Here is a 20,108-nt window from a genome sequence, read left to right on the forward strand (position 1 = left end):
TCTGGCCACCTGTTTATCCAAGTCCCCCGACTGACCCAGTCTGAACCCGAGCTACTGAAGTGCGGCCTGATAAAGACTCAGATACTGCTTCGCAGCCTGAGACCAGCAAAAGTTTTCACGCATTCCGTTAAGCTGGATGCGTTGCATCTCCGCCGGATTCTGAACATACAGCAGCAGAGAGCGCTGCAACATCAGCAACAGAACCTGCGGATCTGGCTCATTGAAAATCAACCCGGTTGCGTTATCCGGATCCGAGTCGTAGTCGGTGACACTGTCTTTAAGTCCACCCACACCGCGTACAATCGGCACTGCACCATACGCCATGCTATAGATTTGATTGAGACCACATGGCTCAAACTCAGAAGGCATAAGAAAAAAGTCCGAGCTGGCTTCCACCAAATGCGCCAGGCGTTCACTGTACGCCTCGACAAAGACAAATTTGTGCCCGTGCTGCGCAGCGATGTCCTTAAGCTGAGAGGCCAATATCGGGTCGCCAGTTCCAACCATCACGAGCTGTAGATCGTGGCGCAAAAACGCTTCGAGGATCGGCAACAAGTAGTGGACGCCTTTTTGATGGGTCAGACGACAGACCATGCCATACATAGCGACTTCACGCAGGGGCAACCCGAGTTCCTGCTGCAGTGCCTGTTTCGCGGCCTGTTTTCCCGCCAGCATACTGCTCGCCTCAGCGTCATAAGGCAGTGGCAGGTGCGGATCCGTCTCAGGGTTCCATGACGAATAATCACAACCATTGAGGATCCCCACCAAGTCGCTCGCCCGGCTGAGGAACTCTTTTGCCATACCGTGGCTACCCAGCTCCGTTTTCAACTCTTCAGCGTACGTCGGGCTAACAGCATTAATCTTGTCCGCTGACATCACTCCGGCTTTTAGCATGGTAATGTGTGTCGGGCTGACTGCCGCCTCAGGCACATAACGCGAGTGCAGTTCCGGCACCGACTCCAGCTCATCGTAGCTGAAGACGCCTTTAAACACCGCATTGTGTACCGAAAGAACGCTTTTCATACCGCGGAAAAAATCATTGGCGCTATAGCGTTTCTTGAGCAGGAATGGCACTAATCCCGTGTGCCAGTCATTGGCATGCACAATGTCTGGTTTAAAAGTCAGTTTGGGAAGCATATCCAGACAAGCAGCACTGAAAAACGCAAAGCGCTCCCCGTTATCACGGTACGCCTGATTATTTTCTGCATACATTTCAGCGCGCTCAAAATACTGCGGACATTCGATGGCATACACAGGCACCGATGAGACGTCGAGTTTACGTACCCGATATGGCGTGTAAGGCCAATGCTCCAGCTCAGTATCGAGCAGAACTTCCGACGTCTCCACATCGCCGATGTTACTGTAAGCGGGCATTGCAATGCGCACGTCCTGACCCAACTCACGCAATGCCACAGGCAGCGCTTTAGCCACATCCGCTAAACCGCCGCTCTTGATTAACCCTTCAACTTCTGATGCAACAAACAGGACAGACAACTTCTCAGTAGCCAATTCTTGCTCCTTTTGGAATGACCACAATGCCCTCATCAGAAACATGGAAGCGCTTTTTATCCTGTGACAGGTTCACGCCTATCTCAGTACCCGGTGCAATTTCGACATCTTTGTCGATAATGACCCGGCGCAGCACACATCCATCACCGATTTTGACATCTCCTAGAAGGATACTTTCACTGATATCACAGGCAGATGCAATATTACTGCGAAATCCAAGTACAGATTTTTCAATTCGCGACCCTCGCACATAGCAGCCATTACACACCAAACTGTCAATAATCTGCACCCGGCCATTATCTGAATCGGTAAACGTGGCTGGCGGCAGTGGCGGATAATAGGTATGCAGGGGCCACTTGCGATTGTAGAGAGAAAACGGCGCGTCGTTTTCCAACAGATCCATATGAGCCTGCCAGTAAGCGTCAATGGTACCGACGTCTCGCCAGTAGACTTTGTTCTTCTCTCCCGCAATGGTGTTGGTGCTGAAGTCATACACGTAGACATCACCACGAGGGAACATTTTGGGGATGATGTCTTTACCAAAATCGTGTGATGACGCTTGGTTGGCTGCATCTTCAATTAATTCTGCAAACAGAACCTGAGCCTCAAAAACGTAGTTCCCCATCAACACCAGCGCATGTTCCGGATCACCCGGAATGGCTTTGGGTTGTGCCGGCTTCTCTTCAAAACCCACCATGCGTCCCTGAGCATCCACTTCGATCACCCCAAACTGAGAGGCTTCTGCAACCGGCACGCGCAGCGCCGACACCGTGAGCGCAGCCTGCTTCTGTTTGTGGAATTCAAGCATCTGCTTGATGTCCATTTTGTAGATATGATCAGAACCAAAAATACAGACCTGATCCGGCTCCGCCAGCTCCATGAAACGTAGATTCTGATAAATGGCGTCCGCTGTCCCTTCATACCATCGCTTGCCGGTACGCATCTGCGCCGGAATCGGATCGATGAAACGATCAGTAATTCCATTAATGTTCCAGCCTTTTTTGAGGTGGTGAAACAAGGATTGTGACTTGAACTGTGTCAGAACATAAATTCTCATCAGGTCGGCATTAATAAAGTTATTCAGGGCAAAGTCGATAAGACGATAACTGCCACCAAACGGGACCGAGGGCTTGCTGCGCGATTCGGTCAAAGGCCTAAGACGTGAGCCTTCACCACCTGCGAGAATCATTCCTAAAACACCAGCCATTTTCTATCTCCATATCATTTTTATAATTGCAGATAAGCATTTGAAATTTTTGGGGGACTTATCCACATTCCATATCCAACATCTTAGCGTTTCCGGTTAAACCGCTGACCAGAAAATACCTAACAAGGTATCGAACTATATGCATATTGCAATTTAAAACACCTCGTACTTTAGGGTTAGAGCGCGTTACTTGTGTCGAGTCTGAACCCAATCACACATTTTTCTGAGACTAATACAGCAGATTAACAGTGAGCATACTCGGTCATCACACCGAACATCCGTGTAGATATAGTGAAGTTGGCATCAGATTTGAGCAATTCTTTTCCACACTTTAAATGTGATTATTTGTAACGGGTCAGAGTAACCGACGCTTTTGTCACTGATATGACAATGGAGGAAGTAAATTACCACCTTCTAAAGAAGGTGGCTTTGTGTGAGCCCCCTAAAAGGGGGCCTAGACCAGAACCAAGCTATAGCCCCACCGTATTACTTCACCTATCCAACACTAAATTTATGGCGTCGCTTAAAAGGTGTAACTAAACAAAACTACTGAGTTTGTTGAAGGTGTTGAACTTAAGCGCTTGAATTTACTTTAGGTGGATACAAAGCAAAAATACGTAATTTTGATATTAGGCAAAGCCGAAGCGAATGATAACCACCTACTGAAGTAGGTGGTTTAGGGCAGAAAATAAAAAAACGCAGCAATCTTGCTGCGTTTTTAGAGGAGAGAGGCAAGCGTTATTTCTTCTTGCGCTTGTCGGTAATTTCCCACTTACCATCGATGTACAAACCAGTCCAACCGGAAGGTTTACCTTCGACTTCAGAACGGATGTAGTTTTCTTTTGACTTGCGGCTGAAACGCACCACCGCCGGACGACCGTCTGGATCGTGCGTTGGCGCCGTAGTCAGATACTGGTACTTCTCCGGAATACGGTCGGCAAAACGCGCCAGTTCTTCCACCAGCGGAGCACGTGTCTCACGCGATTTCGGGAAGTTGTGCGCGGCCATAAACAAGCCAGAAGCACCATCGCGCAACACAAAGTACGCATCTGAATTTTCACACGGCAGTTCAGGGAAGTGTACCGGATCTTCTTTAGGTGGCGCGACTTCACCGTTTCTCAAGATCTTACGCGTGTTTTTACATGACTCGCTGGTGCAGTCCATGTACTTACCAAAGCGACCGTTTTTAAGCACCATGTCTGAGCCACACTTATCACACTCAACCACAGGGCCGTCGTAACCTTTCACCTTGTACTCGCCATGCTCGACCAGGTAACCGTCACAGTTCGGGTTGTTACCACAAACGTGCAGTTTACGCTTATCGTCGATCAGATACGCGTCCATCGCAGTTTCACAGATCGGGCAGCGTTTCTTAGCGCGCAGAGCGGCGGTTTCAACGTCTTCTTCCAGTACGTTGATGATGCCTTCTTCATCACCTAAGTTAATGGTGGTTTTACAACGCTCTTTTGGCGGCAGAGCGTAACCGGAACAGCCCAGGAAAACACCCGTCGATGCAGTACGAATCCCCATCGGACGCGAACACGTCGGACACTGAATGTCCGTCATGACGATGTGATTCGGCTTCATACCGCCGTGCTCTTCGTCCTGCTCCGCCTTCTCCAGATCACCAGAGAAGTCTTTGAAGAAGTTGTCCAGCACGCCTTTCCAGCTCGCGTCACCTTCTGCGATTTGGTCGAGTTTCTCTTCCATTCGCGCCGTGAAGTCGTAGTTCATCAGATCCTGGAAGCTGTCATCCAGACGATCGGTAACGATTTCACCCATTTTCTCAGCATAAAAACGACGCTGGTCCACTTTGACGTAACCGCGATCCTGAATCGTCGAGATGATCGAGGCATATGTTGACGGACGGCCGATGCCACGTTTTTCCAGCTCTTTGACCAATGCCGCTTCGGTGTAACGCGCAGGTGGCTTGGTAAAGTGCTGCTTCGGGTCGAGTGCAATCAGATCCAGCGTATCGCCAACTTGAACCGCTGGCAGAATCTGGTCTTCATTCTTGCCCAGAGGGCGCTGCACTCGTGTCCAACCGTCAAATTTCAGAATACGGCCTTTCGCTTTGAGCGTGTATTCCGCCGCCTTAACGCTGACGGTCGTTGAATCGTATTTTGCCGGCGTCATCTGACATGCGACAAACTGGTTCCAGATCAGCGCATACAGTTTGTGCGCGTCCGGATCCATGCCTTCAAGATCGTCCGCTTTGACATCCACACTGGAAGGACGAATCGCTTCGTGCGCTTCTTGTGCGTTACCTTTACTGCCGTATTTCAGCGGTGCGGCTGGCAAATATGCATCGCCAAACTCACTACCGATATAGCTCCGTACCGCGTCTACAGCTTCTGAACTCAAGTTAGTTGAGTCAGTACGCATGTAAGTGATGTAACCCGCCTCATAGAGACGCTGAGCCAACATCATGGTCTTTTTCACCCCATAGCCCAGACGCGTGCTTGCCGCCTGTTGCAACGTGGAGGTAATGAACGGTGCCGATGGCTTACTGCTGGTCGGGCGATCTTCACGTTTGCAGACTTCGTAACGAGCGTTTTCCAGCACTGCTATCGCTGATTGAGTTTCCGCTTCATTCACCGGTTTAAAGGCAACACCATCTTTCTGCGCGACCTGAAGGCGGAAATCAGTTTTATCTGTAGTTTTGGTGTCTGCGTGAATGTCCCAGAACTCTTCCGGCACAAACGCTTTGATTTCGCGCTCGCGCTCAACCAACAGTTTCACAGCGACCGACTGAACACGGCCAGCAGACAAACCCCGTGCCACTTTCTTCCATAGCAGTGGTGACACCATAAAGCCCACGACGCGGTCCATAAAACGGCGCGCTTGCTGGGCATTCACACCATCCATATTCAGCTCACCAGGATCCTGGAACGCTTGTTGGATGGCGTTTTTGGTAATCTCATTAAAGACTACACGTTTGTATCGCTCTTCATCGCCACCGATGATCTCACGAAGGTGCCAAGCGATGGCTTCTCCTTCGCGGTCCAAATCGGTTGCGAGATAGACGCTGTCGGCGTCTTTTGCCAGCTTCTGTAGCTCGGCAACCACTTTCTCTTTACCCGGCAGGATTTGATAATTCGCGTCCCAGCCATGGAATGGGTCGATACCCATCTTTTTGATCAGTGCTTTGCGATCTTTTTCTTTCTTGATGCGCGCTTTTTCTTCTGCGCTCAGGCCTTTGGTCGATACAGCGGCGGCTTTCTTGCCATTCCCTGTACTCTGGCCCGCAGTCGGAAGATCGCGGACGTGACCAACACTGGACTTAACAATAAAGTCCTTACCAAGGTATTTGTTGATAGTTTTGGCCTTGGCTGGCGACTCCACGATGACGAGTGATTTACCCATAACTGACTCAAATGCCCTTAATCACGGTGCGAAAATTATCGCATGACGTACTTAAACTATTACTTCTTTTTTACTATTGAGCGAGATTAAAAGAAGATCAATATCTTTTTCGAAAAATAAAATCCAATTGCTCGACAATTCAACGGTTATGATCTACTCCAAAATCACCATACCAGTTGGAAAGTGCCACATACTAAACGCGACAATGTAACGCTCACCAGTGCTTGGAACAAATATTTGTTAGGAGTCACAAAAACAACAGTGTTGCAATTCCCCGGCATGCCCCTACACTGAGTCAGGTTTCATTTCATAGCAGTAGGATGTCATTATGGACGACAGAAAACCGATTTCATCTTTTGATTTGTTGCTGATTGCCAATCAGATTATTCAGGATCATGACGATTATATAGAGGGCATGCGCGCCGACTCCGTCGAGGAAAAAGACGACGTATTGGTGTTCAAAGGCGAATATTTTCTCGACGAAAACGGCCTGCCAACCCCTAAAACCACGGCCGTATTTAACATGTTCAAATACCTGGCGCATCATCTGTCAAAAGAATTTACACTGGTGTAAGTCCACATCAGGCCGAACTTAGGGTCATGGCGGCAACAAAAAAGCCTTGGCGAACAACCAAGGCTTTGTTTTAACCGTATGTATTACTGGCTTAGAGTGGCTAATTTATCAAAGTAATCCGGAAACGTTTTTGACGTACAACCAGGATCATTGATGGTCACAGGCGTATCACTCAATGCCACCAGTGAAAAGCACATTGCGATACGATGATCGTCGTAGGTATCAATCGCCGCGTGGATCAGTTTGGCTGGCGGTGTCACAATCAGGTAATCTTCCCCCTCTTCGACCTCAGCGCCGACTTTACGCAGCTCAGTGGCCATCGCCGCCAAACGATCGGTTTCTTTGACCCGCCAGTTGTACACGTTACGAATCGCCGTCGTCCCTTTGGCAAACAGCGCGGTCGTTGCGATGGTCATGGCTGCATCCGGAATGTGGTTGAAGTCCATGTCCACGGCATTGAGCTCACCAGCGCGCGCAATCACGTAGTCCGCCCCCCATTCAATCTCCGCGCCCATTTTCTCGAGTGCATCAGCGAATTGAATATCGCCCTGAATACTGTGTTTACCAATCCCGGTGACTTTGATTTGCCCGCCTTTGATGGCGGCTGCCGCCAGAAAATACGAAGCCGACGACGCGTCACCTTCCACCAGAAAATCCCCCGGTGCCTGATAGGTCTGACCCGCTTCGACGACAAACTCCTGATAGTCACGGTTGATCACTTGAACACCAAACTGCGCCATTATGTGCAGCGTGATGTCAATGTAAGGCTTTGAAACCAGTTCACCCACGATCTTGATAGTAACGTTGTCTTGTGCCAGTGGCGCCGCCATCAAAAACGCCGTCAGAAACTGACTTGAGATCGAGCCATCAATTTCGACCGTACCACCTTGCAGCCCCGTGCCATGAATCTTCAGTGGCGGGAAATGCTCGCTCTCCAGATACTCAATATCCGCGCCAGCCTGACGCAGCGCATCCACCAGGTGACCAATCGGACGCTCTTTCATCCGCGGTTCACCAGTCAGTACGTAGTCACCTTGTCCTAAGCACAGCGCCGCCGCCAGTGGACGCATTGCTGTGCCAGCGTTGCCCAAAAACAGCTCGACGGACTCCGTCACCGAAAATGGTCGGCCCAGTCCCTCGACTTCACAGACGGTTTTGTCGTCCGACAAACGATAGGATACGCCGAGTTTTGACAGTGCATTGAGCATATGTCTGATGTCATCACTGTCGAGCAGATTGGTCAGGCGGGTGGTGCCTTTAGCCAAGGCCGCCAGCAAAAGAGCGCGGTTAGAAACACTTTTTGATCCCGGCAAATTGACTTCGCCGTTAACTTTGTTGATAGGTTGTAACGTAAGGCTTTCCATTAAAGTTGATTATCCTTGGTCACTGCCATACCCCAAGGCAGTGAATAAAAATTCTTCGTACTTGCAGCCTATCTAAATTCGCGCCCCAGCACCACCCCAAATTTGGCCTAAACGACGCTTTATTTCGTCCCTCATATTCAATAGGTTTTATCCACTCTCACGCCATTGTCGAAGTACAGAATGCGGACCTCATCACCACGCTCAAACAGCATGTTGTTATCGATGTTCTGAATAACGTCGATCAACTTGTCGTCTTTGGTGCGAATCAACAGCTCCACAAGTTTGTATTCAACCCGGTATTCCTGCTGCGCGTGACTACGGGCAATACCCGCCCCTGCTACCGCTCCGACAGCGGTAGCAACCTGTTTACCGGTCCCACCACCAAACTGGTTACCGACCACCCCGCCAATCACCGCGCCCAGCAGGGTTTCCCATCCGTTGGCTTTGGATTGAACAATATCTTGTTGCGAGATGTAGCGCACCGAATCAACCTGGCCAAATACAACCTGATTGACTGGACGCGCCGTATTTCTGTCGTATGCGGCATTGGCAACGAAGGGAAAAATTAATAAGATCCAAAACCACTTTTTCACCTGAATGACTCCTTTAAAACATCTGTATGACGATCTATCTTACCGAACTCAGCCCTGACGACTTCTCTTTCCCGTCGCCCTATGAAGCACTGAGTGACCCAAACGGACTGCTGGCGTTCGGCGGAGATCTGCACCCTGAGCGCATCTACTCAGCTTACCAACATGGTATTTTCCCATGGTATGGTCCGGGAGAGCCCATTCTGTGGTGGAGCCCCTCACCTCGCGCCGTCTTCAATCCTAAGACATTTAAACCAGCAAAAAGTCTTAAAAAGTTTCAGCGCAAACAACAATATCGTGTCAGTCTCAATCGTGCGACTGAGGAGGTCATCCGCTTGTGCGCGGCAACACGCCGCGAGGAGGAAACCTGGCTGAATACCGATATGCGCCGCTCTTATCTCAGTTTAGCTCAACAAGGCCACTGTCATTCGGTGGAAGTGTGGCAGGGTGACACATTAGTGGGCGGGCTGTACGGCGTGAGTGTCGGCCAACTGTTCTGTGGCGAGTCCATGTTCAGTCTGTCGACCAATGCATCCAAAGTCGCCTTGTGGTATTTCTGCCGCCACTTTGCTCGCCATCAAGGTCAGATGATTGATTGTCAGGTGATGAATCCACATCTTGAATCGCTCGGCGCCACGTCACTGGAACGCGACGATTTTATACATTCCTTGCTATCCTTTAGGGAGAAAACCACCTCGTCGGGATGCTTCGATTCTCAGTGGTTAACGCGTAGTTCAGAGGGTGAAGAATGAGCTCTGACATTCAACATATCCGCATTGGATTAACCGACAGCCATGCCTGCAGCTACTTGGCAGGTCGTGAAGAACGGGTCGCCGTCGCACTGGATAACCAGATGCACAGCAACGAAAGCTATGAAGTGCTGCTCGCCAACGGATTCCGTCGCAGTGGCGATACAATATACAAGCCGCATTGTGACCATTGTCAGGCATGTCAGGCTTTACGTGTGGCGGTGCCTGATTTTACCATGTCAAAAAGCCAGAAACGCCTATTGAACAAAGCCCGTCACCTTGACTGGTGCCTTAAGTCGAATCTGGATCCCAACTGGTTTTCCCTATATGCCCGTTACATCGAAGCGCGTCACAAAAACGGCTCGATGTACCCGCCGCAAAAACAGGACTTCTACCAATTCGCTAAGTGTGAATGGCTCGATACGCAATTTTTGCACATCTATGACCGAGGACAATTGGTTGGTGTCGCGGTCACCGATGTCATGCCCCGCAGTGCCAGCGCGTTCTATACCTTCTACGATCCGGATTACCCACTGTCCCTTGGTACCCTTGGGGTGCTGCTGCAACTCGAATACTGCCGCCAGGAGAAAAAACACTGGCTGTACCTCGGTTATCAGATAGACGAATGCCCAGCGATGAATTACAAAGTCCGCTTTCATCGCCATCAAAGGCTAGTAAATCAGCGTTGGCAAGGGTAGAATACGCCACAACTTTACTTATATCCCTTTTAACGGCATTATTTCGGCCGTTGAAAACGCCCATTTTATTAAAGAGGATTAAATGGCTAAAGAAGACGTAATTGAGATGCAAGGCACGGTCCTTGATACTCTTCCAAACACAATGTTCCGTGTTGAGCTAGAAAACGGTCACGTAGTTACTGCTCACATCTCTGGTAAAATGCGTAAGAACTACATCCGTATTCTTACTGGTGACAAAGTAACTGTAGAGATGACTCCATACGACCTTTCTAAAGGCCGCATCGTCTTCCGTGCTCGTTAATCTCTGATTATCGAATACATCAAAAAACGGAGCCCGATGGCTCCGTTTTTTGATGCTGTTCGACAGGCAGTTATTTATCCAGAGCCGTTTTGTAGTGATAACGACATACAGATACGTACTTATCATTACCACCAATGGCGACCTGATCACCCTCTTTGATTGGCGTACCATGTTCATCTGTGCGAATCACCATATTGGCTTTGCGACCACAGTGACACACCGTCTTCAGCTCAATCAGCTTATCTGCCCAGGCTAACAGATACTGGCTACCTTCAAACAACTCGCCCATAAAGTCGGTACGCAGACCGTAACACAGCACCGGGATATCCAGCTTGTCGACCACTTCAGTCAATTGATAAACCTGCTGTTTGGACAAAAACTGGCACTCATCAATCAAAATACAGTCCACTTTCTCTTTGAGGTGCAGCGTGTCGATGTCCTGATACAGATTCGTATCTTCACGGAACAGATAGGCATCGGATTGTAACCCAATGCGTGACGCAACTTTGCCGATGCCATAACGGTCATCGATGGCTGCGGTATAAACCACAGGATTCATACCGCGCTCCTGATAGTTAAACGAAGACTGAAGAAGCGTGGTGGATTTACCCGCATTCATTGCCGAGTAATAGAAATACATCTGAGCCACTAAGGGATTCCCATAATCATGTTAATGACAGAAAAAAGGGCTGAATTCACAGCCCTTTAAATTGAAATTCAATTATTTACGACGCCAGGTCGTGCCATCCGGCCCATCTTCCAGAACGATACCCATTTCGGTCAGCTTATCACGCGCCATATCGGCGTTGGCCCAATCTTTTGCGGCTCGGGAATCATTGCGCAGTTTAATCAGTGCTTCGATTTCAGCCACTTCATCATCATTGCCGGCATCGCCTTTTAGGAATGCATCGGCGTCCTGATACAAAATGCCAATTACATCCGCCAGTTCACGCATACGCGCACCCAACGCGCTGGCCGCATCCAGATTGTCGCCTTTCAGACGGTTGATCTCGCGAGTCATGTCAAACAACACGGAGTATGCTTCCGGCGTGTTGAAATCGTCGTTCATCGCCTCAGTGAATCGCTGCACGTACTCTTCCCCCCCGTCAGCCTGAGCCGTCATGTCCAGGCCACGCAGCGATGTGTACAGACGCTCCAGAGAGGCGCGCGCCTGATTAAGATTTTCTTCGCTGTAGTTTAGCTGGCTACGGTAGTGACCCGACATCAGGAAGTAACGCACCGTTTCCGCATCGTAATGCTTCAGTACGTCACGGATGGTGAAGAAGTTGCCCAAAGACTTAGACATTTTTTCTTTGTCGACCATCACCATGCCACTGTGCATCCAGGTATTCACATACTGAGTACCGTGCGCGCAGCACGACTGAGCAATCTCATTCTCATGGTGCGGGAATTGCAGATCCGAACCACCACCGTGAATATCGAAATGGTTGCCGAGAATGGACGAGTTCATTGCGGAACATTCAATATGCCAACCCGGACGACCGGCTCCCCACGGAGACTCCCACGTCGGCTCCCCCGGTTTCGACATTTTCCACAGCACGAAATCCAGCGGACTGCGTTTCGCGCTTTCGACGTCAACACGAGCACCGGCCTGCAGCTGATCCAAATCCTGTTTAGACAGTTTGCCGTACTCATCGAATTGGCTGACTTCGAACATAACGTCGCCATTGTCTGCCACATAAGCGAAACCACGTTCGATCAGTTTTTCCACTAACGCGATGATCTCATCGATGTATTGGGTGGCACGAGGCTCAACATCTGGACGCTTCATGTTCAATGCATCGAAGTCGGCGTACATTTCAGCGATCAGGCGCTCAGTCAGAGAGTCACACGACTCACCATTTTCCGCCGCACGTTTGATGATCTTGTCATCAATGTCAGTGATGTTACGGACAAACGTCAGGTCATAGCCCAGAAAGCGCAGGTAACGCGATACCACATCAAACGATACGAACGTACGGCCATGACCGATATGACAGAGATCGTAAATAGTAACCCCACACACATACATGCCGATTTTACCGGCATTAATTGGCTTGAATTCCTCTTTCTGTCTTGTGAGTGTGTTATATATTTTTAACATGAGCTCTATCTGATATTAAGTTAAACAAAATAGTGGCTCAGTATAACAACTTGGGCTGTGTTACGTAATCCCCGATTCGAGCAAAAAGAAAGCATAAGCTAAACTTCTTAAACGATTTCTCCGGTTTTTCGCGTATTAATGTTCGGGAAGTTGAGATAGAATCTCAGTTTCAAATCAAAAAACATCAGCAAAGGTAATAATCATGATCACCCTTCACACTAATTTTGGTGACATCAAAATTCAGCTCAACGAAGAGAAAGCACCTGAAACAAGTGCAAACTTCCTGCAGTACTGCCGTGATGGTTTCTACGACAACACGCTGTTTCACCGTGTTATCGACGGTTTCATGATTCAGGGTGGCGGTATGGAGTCTGGCCTGCGTGAAAAGGCAACCCGTGCATCGATCAAAAACGAAGCGAACAACGGTCTGAGCAACAAGACTGGTACCATCGCTATGGCACGTACGATGGAACCACACTCAGCCAGCTCGCAGTTTTTCATTAACGTCAATGATAACACCTTCCTGGATTTCCGCTCTGAAAGCATGGATGGCTGGGGTTACTGTGTATTCGGCGAAGTCGTTGAAGGTATGGATATCGTGAACAAGATCAAAGGTGTGAGCACCGGTTCTTACGGTATGCATCAGGATGTCCCTCTGGATGAAGTGATCATCACTGGCACAAGCATCGAAGCATAATCAATGACAGAGAGCGCTGACGGCGCTCTCTTAAATGACCGACTATGACCACACTGTTTATTTCCGATCTCCACCTGACTCCTTCCGTTTCCGACATCACGACCTGTTTTATTCGTTTCATGCGCGAGGAAGCTGTCCATGCAGATGCTCTGTATGTGCTCGGCGACCTGTTTGAATTCTGGATAGGTGACGATGACAAAAGCGATTTTGCCACGCTGATTAAAGCCGAGTTCCGCGCGCTAACCACCAAAGGCGTTCCGTGTTATTTCATTCAGGGAAATCGCGATTTTCTGCTGGGTCGGCGCTTTGCCCGTGACACTGGAATCACGTTGTTGGACGAAGAATGCGTGATTGACCTCTACGGTCGTCAGGCGGTCATCCTGCACGGTGATACCCTGTGCATAGATGATATTAAGTATCAAAATTATAGGAAAAAAGTTCACCAGCCCTGGTTGCAGTGGCTATTCAATCGTCTGCCGTTTGCCGTAAAACAAAAAGTTGTTGGCAAAGTCCAGGGCGATATCCGGGAACAAAAACAGCATAAATCCATGCAGATTATGGATGTCACTCAAAGTGAAGTCGCACGGGTGATGGACCGCCATCACGTCGATTTGATGATCCACGGTCACACTCACCGTCCCGATATTCATACTTTCCGCACATTACAGGGTGATAAAACTCGAATTGTGCTGGGAGACTGGTACACTCAGGGCTCTGTTTTAGTCTATGATAAAGACGGATTTGATTTGCAGTCTCGCCCTTTTCACCCAGTGGAATGAGGTTGGCCGGGCATGTTGTCCGGCGTATAAGAGCCAATCGATAATATAAGAAGTGTCCTTTGAAATACTCATATATTGCCAGACAGCCTATTCTTGACAGCCACAAACGAACCGTCGGTTACGAATTGTTGTTTCGTGAGGGGCCTAAAAATACCTTTCCGGAGATCGATCCCGATTTGGCCACCAGCCGTTTGTTGTCCGATCACTTCCTTTCGACCCACTATTCGACGCTGGGTAACAAACTCGGCTTTGTTAATTTTCCCTATCAGAGTCTGATCAACCGAGTACCCACATTGTTTCCCGCCGATAACCTGGTCATCGAAGTGCTTGAAGATTGCGCTCCAACGCAGGAATTATTGCACGCCATCCGGGAAATGGCCGCCAAAGGCTACCGGATTGCTCTGGACGATTTTGTTCCGTCGGTCGAGTGGAAAGCGTTTCTGCCGTTTGTGTCCATCATCAAATTTGATATTCAGCAGTTTCCAATCGATAAGGCGGCCAAATTTATCGCCAAGCTAAAACACACAAAAATCGACTTTCTGGCCGAGAAAGTGGAAACACATCAGGAATTTGAGCAAGCCAAACAAGCCGGATTTGACCTGTTTCAGGGCTACTTTTTCAGCAAGCCGGAGATGATCCAACGTCGCGCGCTGGAGCCCGCCTTTCTCACTATCGTGCATCTGATCAAAGAGATTGCCAAACCACAGATCGATTACACCACGCTCGAAGAGTTGGTCAGTAAAGACGTCACGCTATCGTTTAAACTGCTCGCTTTTGTCAATTCTTCCGCGTTGATCAGCGCGAAGATTCAGTCTTTCCGCCAAGCCTTGGTGTATCTCGGTGAAGAGCGCCTGAGAAAGTTCATCTCTCTGGTCGCCATCGCCTCAACTCATGAATCCAAACCCGATTATTTGTACGGACTGTCCATCCAGCGTGCACGATACTGTGAGCTGTTGTTTAGCTATTGTGACAGCGACGTCGAACCCGGCTCGGCCTTTCTGACCGGGATGTTTTCCCTGCTTGACAGCCTGCTCGATCAACCGATGGATCTGCTGATGGAAAAGATGCCGATCGACAATGCAGTCAAAGTCGCATTGAAAAATGGCGATGGACTCCTTGGGGATATTCTTGCCGTCACGCGTGCGTACGAAAAAGGCGATTGGGACCAGGTCGCACTTGTCAACCAACGACTGGGACTGCCAGCAGACACCCTCAGCCAATGTTACGACAGCGCAGTGCAGTGGACCGCCGATCTGCTGAACCTCAAGCCGTAATTACCTCATGCCTGTCGTGAGTGTTTTTGCGACTAAAAGTCTGGCTATTTACCTCGTAAGCAAAGCCTTCTAAACTTAACGCCCTGTTTATCTGGCGTGTCAGCCACACCAACGAAAGAGACATTTATGACTGCCTGCCCTTGTGGAAGCCAATCCGATTACACTGCCTGCTGCGAACCCGTTCATCAGCAGCATGCTCATGCACAACAACCGGAACAACTGATGCGCGCCCGCTATAGTGCGCATGTACTTGGGTTAGTCGATTTCGTCATCGAAACATATCACCCGAGTTGCCACGCAGAAGACCAACGTGAAGGGATTCAGGAATCAGTCCATTCAGAGTGGAAGAAGCTCGATGTCATCGGTAGCGAAGACGGCAGCGATAAGGATGAAGGGTATGTCACCTTTAGCGCGCACTTTGTCGATCAAGGTGCAGAGTACTGCATGACCGAACGTTCACGCTTTCTTCGTCAAGATGGCCTTTGGTATTACATCGACGGCGAGTTTCCCTCGCAAGAAGAGACCAATTCGGATCCAAGACTGAATCAGACCGTTAAAGAGCTCAAAGTCGGCCGTAACGATCCGTGTATTTGTGGCAGTGGTAATAAATTCAAAAAGTGTTGTGGCTAACCATCGCGCAATTGCAGACATAAAAAAACCGACCTGACTGGTCGGTTTTTCTTTTTTATCGCCACCGATTAACCGATGTGCGTTACGCCACCCATGTACTTTTGCAGCACAGCTGGAATCGCAACGCGGCCGTCGGCTTGTTGATTGTTTTCCAGGATCGCGACCATGGTACGACCAACAGCCAGACCTGAACCGTTCAAGGTGTGCACCAATTCAGGCTTTTTCTCGCCTTTACGACGGAAACGCGCTTGCATGCGACGTGCCTGGAAGTCCCACATGTTTGAGCAAGATGAAATCTCACGGTAGGTCTGCTGTGCAGGTACCCACACTTCCAAATCGTAAGTCTTGCGAGCGCCAAAGCCCATATCCCCCGTACACAGTACGACTTTACGGTACGGTAGCTCAAGCAGTTGCAGAACCTTCTCGGCATGGCCCGTCAGCTCTTCAAGTGCATCCATTGAGTCTTCTGGCTTGGTGATTTGCACCAGTTCCACTTTATCGAACTGGTGCATGCGGATCAAACCACGAGTATCGCGACCGTAAGACCCCGCTTCCGAGCGGAAACATGGCGTGTGAGCGGTCATTTTCAACGGCAGATCGGCCTCTTCCGAAATGGTATCGCGCACCATGTTGGTTACCGGCACTTCTGCAGTTGGGATCAACGACAGTTTACGTGGTTCTTCGTCATTGACTTTCTCTGCCAGCGGTTCAGTGTGGAACAGATCCTTACCAAACTTCGGTAACTGACCGGTGCCAAACAGGCTGTCCGAGTTGACCAGATACGGCATGTACATCTCTGTGTAGCCATGTTCATCGGTGTGCAGGTCCAGCATAAACTGAGCAATTGCACGATGCAAACGCGCAAACTGACCTTTCATAACGATAAAGCGTGCACCGGTGATTTTGGTTGCACTCGCAAAGTCCAGACCGCCGCCCATTTCACCCAGATCTACGTGATCTTTCACTTCGAAGTCATAAGATTTCGGCTCACCCCAACGAGAGATTTCAACGTTCTCATTCTCGTCTTTACCATCTGGCACATCGTCTGCTGGCAGGTTAGGCACTGACAGCGTAATTTCATCTAGTTTCGCCATTACTTGGTCAAGTTCGACTTTTTTCGCGTCCAGATCGCTACCCAGAGTACCAATTTGCTTTTTGATCTCTTCAGCACCTTCTTTATCACCAGCCGCCATTTTCTGACCGATCTGCTTGGAGATGGAGTTACGCGTGGATTGTAAATTTTCAACTTCTACTTGAATGGACTTGCGTTGTTCTTCAAGTTTACGAATGGTCTCAACGTCGAGGGCAAAGCCACGACGTGCCAGTTTAGCAGCTGTTTCATCCAGCTCTGTACGAAGTAATTTAGAATCCAGCATTGTTAATCCTATGCTTTTAGTGATGAAAAAACACGTGAAACCTTTCACGTGTTATTGAATAGTCTAACCTGACAAAGATACCCAAAAGACATTACTTTTCATAGCGCTTTTGCGGGCTTTTTGCGTCTAAACTAGCCAAGTAATCCAACTTCTCGCCAATTTTGGTCTCAAGACCTCGATTTGTCGGAAAATAGTAGCGTTTTTCTCCCATTTCCGGCGGGAGGTATTTTTCACCCGCAGCGTACGCACCAGGCTCATCATGGGCGTAACGGTATTCCTCGCCATAGCCCATGTCTTTCATCAGACTGGTCGGGGCATTACGCAGGTGATGGGGAACCTCATATTCCGGCAGGTTATGCGCATCGCTGAGCGCCTGCTTCCAAGCGCTGTACACCGCATTGCTTTTCGGCGCACAGGCCAGATAGACGATCGCCTGAGCAATCGCGCGCTCCCCTTCCGCTGGCCCAACCCGGGTAAAACAATCCCAGGCTGACAGTGCCACTTGCATTGCGCGCGGATCCGCATTACCAACGTCTTCTGACGCGATCGCCAGCAGGCGGCGGGCAATATACAGCGGATCACAGCCCGCAGACATCATTCTCGCGGCCCAGTACAGCGCCGCATCCGGGTTGGAGCCACGGATAGACTTGTGCACGGCGGATATCAAGTCGTACCAGATGTCGCCTTTGTTATCGAAGCGCGACACTTTCTCACCGGCCACCTCCGCCAGCAACTGTAGCGTGATCTGTTTGACGCCTTGGGCATCGTCCTGCGCCATGTCGTACAAAATCTCAAGATAGTTGAGCGACATGCGCGCGTCACCGTTGACCAGCTCAGCCAGGCGTTCCAGAACGTTATCAGAAAAATGGGCCTCAATGCGGCCTTGCCCCCGGGGCGCGTCTTCAATCGCCTGATGAAGCGCCAGCAGGATTTCCTCTTGGTTGAGAGAGGTGAGCTTGTACACTCGGGCCCGTGACAACAAAGCGTTATTCAGTTCAAACGAAGGGTTTTCCGTGGTGGCACCAATGAAAGTAACCGTGCCATCTTCAATGTGGGGCAGAAAGGCATCTTGCTGCGATTTGTTGAAACGGTGCACCTCATCGACAAATAAGATGGTGCGACGCCCCGCCATTTTATTTTCTCGCGCTTTTTCAATTGCCGCGCGTATCTCTTTTACGCCAGAGGTAACCGCCGATACACGCTCGACTTCCGCGTTGGCGTAATTCGCCGCGACCTCCGCCAGTGTGGTTTTCCCTGTGCCAGGCGGGCCCCACAAGATCATTGAATGGATATGCCCCGCTTCCAGTGCTCGCCGTAACGGCTTTCCCGGACCTAGAATATGCTGCTGCCCGATATACTGATCCAGTGTTTCTGGGCGCATACGAGCAGCAAGGGGACGAAAATCTTCGTCCCCTGCAAAGTCTAAACTGTAATTACTCAAGACTACTTCCTTTGGTCATCGACCTCGACACCTTGAGGCACCACAAACGTAAAACGGTCTGCCTTCGGCTTACTGAGGTTTACCTTACTGAAAGTGAACTGGCTCTTCTGACCATCCTGTTCAATCACATTGAACCCTTTCACCACACCTTTCGTGTTGATATCGATTTGAAACTTGCCCTGATTGGAATCCACGGCGGTCGGGGTCAGCGTAAACAGATCGCCTTTTTGCACGACGGCGTAATTATCCCAGTCACTGTTGCGATTGCGAGTGAGAAGAACAAACGGGGTTTGCTCCGTAGCTTGCTCCTGACGATAAATCGTCACCTGTTCAATAAACGGGCTGTAGTACCAGACCGACTGACCATCTGAAACTAAAACGTTCTCATCTGGTGTGTTGGTTGTCCAGCGGAACAGGCTTGGGCGCGCAATTTCGACGGTCCCCTCACCTTCCATAACAACGTCCCCCTCTGGGCTTGTCACCTGCTGAGTGAAATCAGCACTGAATCCGTCGTTTTTTGCCAGACGAGCGCTGAGTTCATCTTTTGGCGCGGCCAAGGCAGAGCAACTTACCAATAACAAGGCTAACAGTTTCTTCATTCAAAAAGCTCCTCACTAAATGAGCGATAAAATCTATATGGTGACGGGCTAACCCGATTTCCAGTCCTAACGTTGATTATAAATCGCCGCAGCCAGGTTATGACCGAATAAGGTCAGACATCCGTCTGAATCACGCGAAGCGTATCGATACCAGTCAGACACGCAAAACCTGAGATAATTCCACTTACTGACCGCAACACTGTTTGAACTTTTTCCCGCTGCCACAAGGACATAGATCATTGCGACCAATACCTTTATATGGGTTGACACTTTGTGACTGCGCCCCGACCATGGCCTCGTCTGCCGCCATCGCCACTTCCGCCACCATCAAATCCAACTGTTCAATAAACTCCTCCAGCGACGGTGGCGATTCGACACCCGCCTTTCGCATTTGTTGCTGTGTCTGCTCTTCATCGATCGCCAACATAAAGCTGGTCAGTAACGCCTGTAACATGCGCAGCGTTCCATCCCCGACCTGCGTCTCCATCCACTGTGCTTCGACAGTCGGCCATACCTGCATAAAGCCTTCAGCCAGGTCTGCGAGTTGTTCACGTTTATCAGCCCCGTCCACCAAGGCCAATAAGGAATACTCATTTCGTTTCAATTGCGCGTATTGTTTGTGAATCTGTTCAACAATCACTGGCTGAGCGTCACTGGCGGCCGCTCCCAGCAATTCACCCAGCCAGGCTTCGGGCGCCAGAGGCTGCGTGGCAAAATTGGCCGCCAAAACGGCGCCTTCAATAAAAAACGGAGATTCCTGTACGTCGGAGCTCTCCAGTGAGATGAGCTGATAAGTCATAACGTGCTTTCTGAACAGAACAAAAAACCGAGTATATCACTGTGGGCAGCG

The 20,108-nt window shown here is 49.7% G+C and carries 19 protein-coding genes; 8 read left to right on the top strand and 11 right to left on the bottom strand.

The annotated features are described in order from the left end of the window. Positions 1–51 precede the first annotated feature (51 nt). The 3 genes from glgA to topA all read right to left on the bottom strand — a co-directional run bounded on the left by glgA (position 52) and on the right by topA (position 6,082). A complete protein-coding gene (glgA, locus tag CAG64_RS00170; RefSeq protein ID WP_161455135.1) occupies positions 52–1,509 on the bottom strand; it encodes a glycogen synthase GlgA in 1,458 nt (485 codons plus the stop codon). After that, on the bottom strand, positions 1,499–2,716 hold the full coding sequence (gene glgC, locus CAG64_RS00175) for a glucose-1-phosphate adenylyltransferase (RefSeq protein ID WP_161455136.1): 1,218 nt from the start codon (positions 2,714–2,716) through the stop codon (positions 1,499–1,501). The genes glgA and glgC overlap by 11 nt, the downstream gene beginning before the upstream one ends. Positions 2,717–3,454: 738 nt before the next feature. Beyond that, positions 3,455–6,082, bottom strand: coding sequence for a type I DNA topoisomerase (topA, locus tag CAG64_RS00180; RefSeq protein ID WP_161455137.1), 2,628 nt, complete (start codon positions 6,080–6,082; stop codon positions 3,455–3,457). Between the two features lie 328 nt (positions 6,083–6,410). Here topA and CAG64_RS00185 point away from each other — a divergent pair, with 328 nt between their 5' ends. Next, on the top strand, positions 6,411–6,656 hold the full coding sequence (locus tag CAG64_RS00185) for a YciN family protein (RefSeq protein ID WP_161447339.1): 246 nt from the start codon (positions 6,411–6,413) through the stop codon (positions 6,654–6,656). Between the two features lie 83 nt (positions 6,657–6,739). Here the strand turns inward: CAG64_RS00185 and aroA are convergent, their stop codons facing one another. Both aroA and CAG64_RS00195 read right to left on the bottom strand, forming a co-directional pair. Next, the gene (gene aroA / locus CAG64_RS00190) at positions 6,740–8,020 is read right to left on the bottom strand and encodes a 3-phosphoshikimate 1-carboxyvinyltransferase (protein WP_161447341.1); all 1,281 of its coding nucleotides are present in this window, start codon (positions 8,018–8,020) and stop codon (positions 6,740–6,742) included. A 137-nt stretch (positions 8,021–8,157) separates the two neighbouring features. Further along, on the bottom strand, positions 8,158–8,613 hold the full coding sequence (locus tag CAG64_RS00195) for a glycine zipper 2TM domain-containing protein (RefSeq protein WP_161447343.1): 456 nt from the start codon (positions 8,611–8,613) through the stop codon (positions 8,158–8,160). Between the two features lie 26 nt (positions 8,614–8,639). Here CAG64_RS00195 and aat point away from each other — a divergent pair, with 26 nt between their 5' ends. The 3 genes from aat to infA all read left to right on the top strand — a co-directional run bounded on the left by aat (position 8,640) and on the right by infA (position 10,358). Further along, positions 8,640–9,362 carry a leucyl/phenylalanyl-tRNA--protein transferase gene (gene aat, locus CAG64_RS00200; RefSeq protein ID WP_161447345.1) on the top strand — a complete coding sequence of 241 codons (723 nt, stop codon included), beginning with the start codon at positions 8,640–8,642 and terminating at the stop codon, positions 9,360–9,362. Further along, on the top strand, positions 9,359–10,057 hold the full coding sequence (locus CAG64_RS00205) for an arginyltransferase (protein WP_161447347.1): 699 nt from the start codon (positions 9,359–9,361) through the stop codon (positions 10,055–10,057). Before aat ends, CAG64_RS00205 begins: the two co-directional genes overlap by 4 nt. Before the next feature lie 82 nt (positions 10,058–10,139). After that, positions 10,140–10,358 carry a translation initiation factor IF-1 gene (infA, locus tag CAG64_RS00210; RefSeq protein ID WP_001040192.1) on the top strand — a complete coding sequence of 73 codons (219 nt, stop codon included), beginning with the start codon at positions 10,140–10,142 and terminating at the stop codon, positions 10,356–10,358. A gap of 70 nt (positions 10,359–10,428) precedes the next feature. Here infA and CAG64_RS00215 read toward each other — a convergent pair whose 3' ends face one another. After that, a complete protein-coding gene (locus tag CAG64_RS00215; RefSeq protein WP_161447349.1) occupies positions 10,429–11,007 on the bottom strand; it encodes a thymidine kinase in 579 nt (192 codons plus the stop codon). Between the two features lie 72 nt (positions 11,008–11,079). Further along, complete coding sequence (cysS, locus tag CAG64_RS00220; protein ID WP_161447351.1) at positions 11,080–12,462, bottom strand: cysteine--tRNA ligase; 1,383 nt, start codon at positions 12,460–12,462, stop codon at positions 11,080–11,082. A 202-nt stretch (positions 12,463–12,664) separates the two neighbouring features. Here cysS and CAG64_RS00225 point away from each other — a divergent pair, with 202 nt between their 5' ends. The 4 genes from CAG64_RS00225 to CAG64_RS00240 all read left to right on the top strand — a co-directional run bounded on the left by CAG64_RS00225 (position 12,665) and on the right by CAG64_RS00240 (position 15,842). After that, the gene (locus CAG64_RS00225; RefSeq protein ID WP_161448698.1) at positions 12,665–13,159 is read left to right on the top strand and encodes a peptidylprolyl isomerase; all 495 of its coding nucleotides are present in this window, start codon (positions 12,665–12,667) and stop codon (positions 13,157–13,159) included. A gap of 44 nt (positions 13,160–13,203) precedes the next feature. Then, positions 13,204–13,938 (top strand): UDP-2,3-diacylglucosamine diphosphatase, encoded by a 735-nt coding sequence (gene lpxH / locus CAG64_RS00230; protein WP_161448696.1) that lies wholly within the window; start codon positions 13,204–13,206, stop codon positions 13,936–13,938. 59 nt (positions 13,939–13,997) lie between these two features. Next, the gene (locus tag CAG64_RS00235; RefSeq protein WP_161448694.1) at positions 13,998–15,212 is read left to right on the top strand and encodes an EAL and HDOD domain-containing protein; all 1,215 of its coding nucleotides are present in this window, start codon (positions 13,998–14,000) and stop codon (positions 15,210–15,212) included. A 126-nt stretch (positions 15,213–15,338) separates the two neighbouring features. Beyond that, on the top strand, positions 15,339–15,842 hold the full coding sequence (locus tag CAG64_RS00240; protein WP_161448692.1) for a YchJ family protein: 504 nt from the start codon (positions 15,339–15,341) through the stop codon (positions 15,840–15,842). Positions 15,843–15,910: 68 nt separating this feature from the next. Here CAG64_RS00240 and serS read toward each other — a convergent pair whose 3' ends face one another. The 4 genes from serS to CAG64_RS00260 all read right to left on the bottom strand — a co-directional run bounded on the left by serS (position 15,911) and on the right by CAG64_RS00260 (position 20,057). Next, the gene (gene serS / locus CAG64_RS00245) at positions 15,911–17,218 is read right to left on the bottom strand and encodes a serine--tRNA ligase (protein WP_021704034.1); all 1,308 of its coding nucleotides are present in this window, start codon (positions 17,216–17,218) and stop codon (positions 15,911–15,913) included. A gap of 91 nt (positions 17,219–17,309) precedes the next feature. After that, complete coding sequence (locus tag CAG64_RS00250; RefSeq protein WP_161448690.1) at positions 17,310–18,659, bottom strand: replication-associated recombination protein A; 1,350 nt, start codon at positions 18,657–18,659, stop codon at positions 17,310–17,312. 2 nt (positions 18,660–18,661) lie between these two features. Next, positions 18,662–19,258 (bottom strand): outer membrane lipoprotein chaperone LolA, encoded by a 597-nt coding sequence (gene lolA, locus CAG64_RS00255; RefSeq protein WP_021704032.1) that lies wholly within the window; start codon positions 19,256–19,258, stop codon positions 18,662–18,664. A 184-nt stretch (positions 19,259–19,442) separates the two neighbouring features. Then, on the bottom strand, positions 19,443–20,057 hold the full coding sequence (locus CAG64_RS00260) for an SEC-C metal-binding domain-containing protein (RefSeq protein ID WP_161448688.1): 615 nt from the start codon (positions 20,055–20,057) through the stop codon (positions 19,443–19,445). Positions 20,058–20,108 lie beyond the last annotated feature (51 nt).

This window comes from Vibrio sp. V38_P2S17PM301 (assembly GCF_009904845.1).
GTDB lineage: Bacteria > Pseudomonadota > Gammaproteobacteria > Enterobacterales > Vibrionaceae > Vibrio > Vibrio proteolyticus.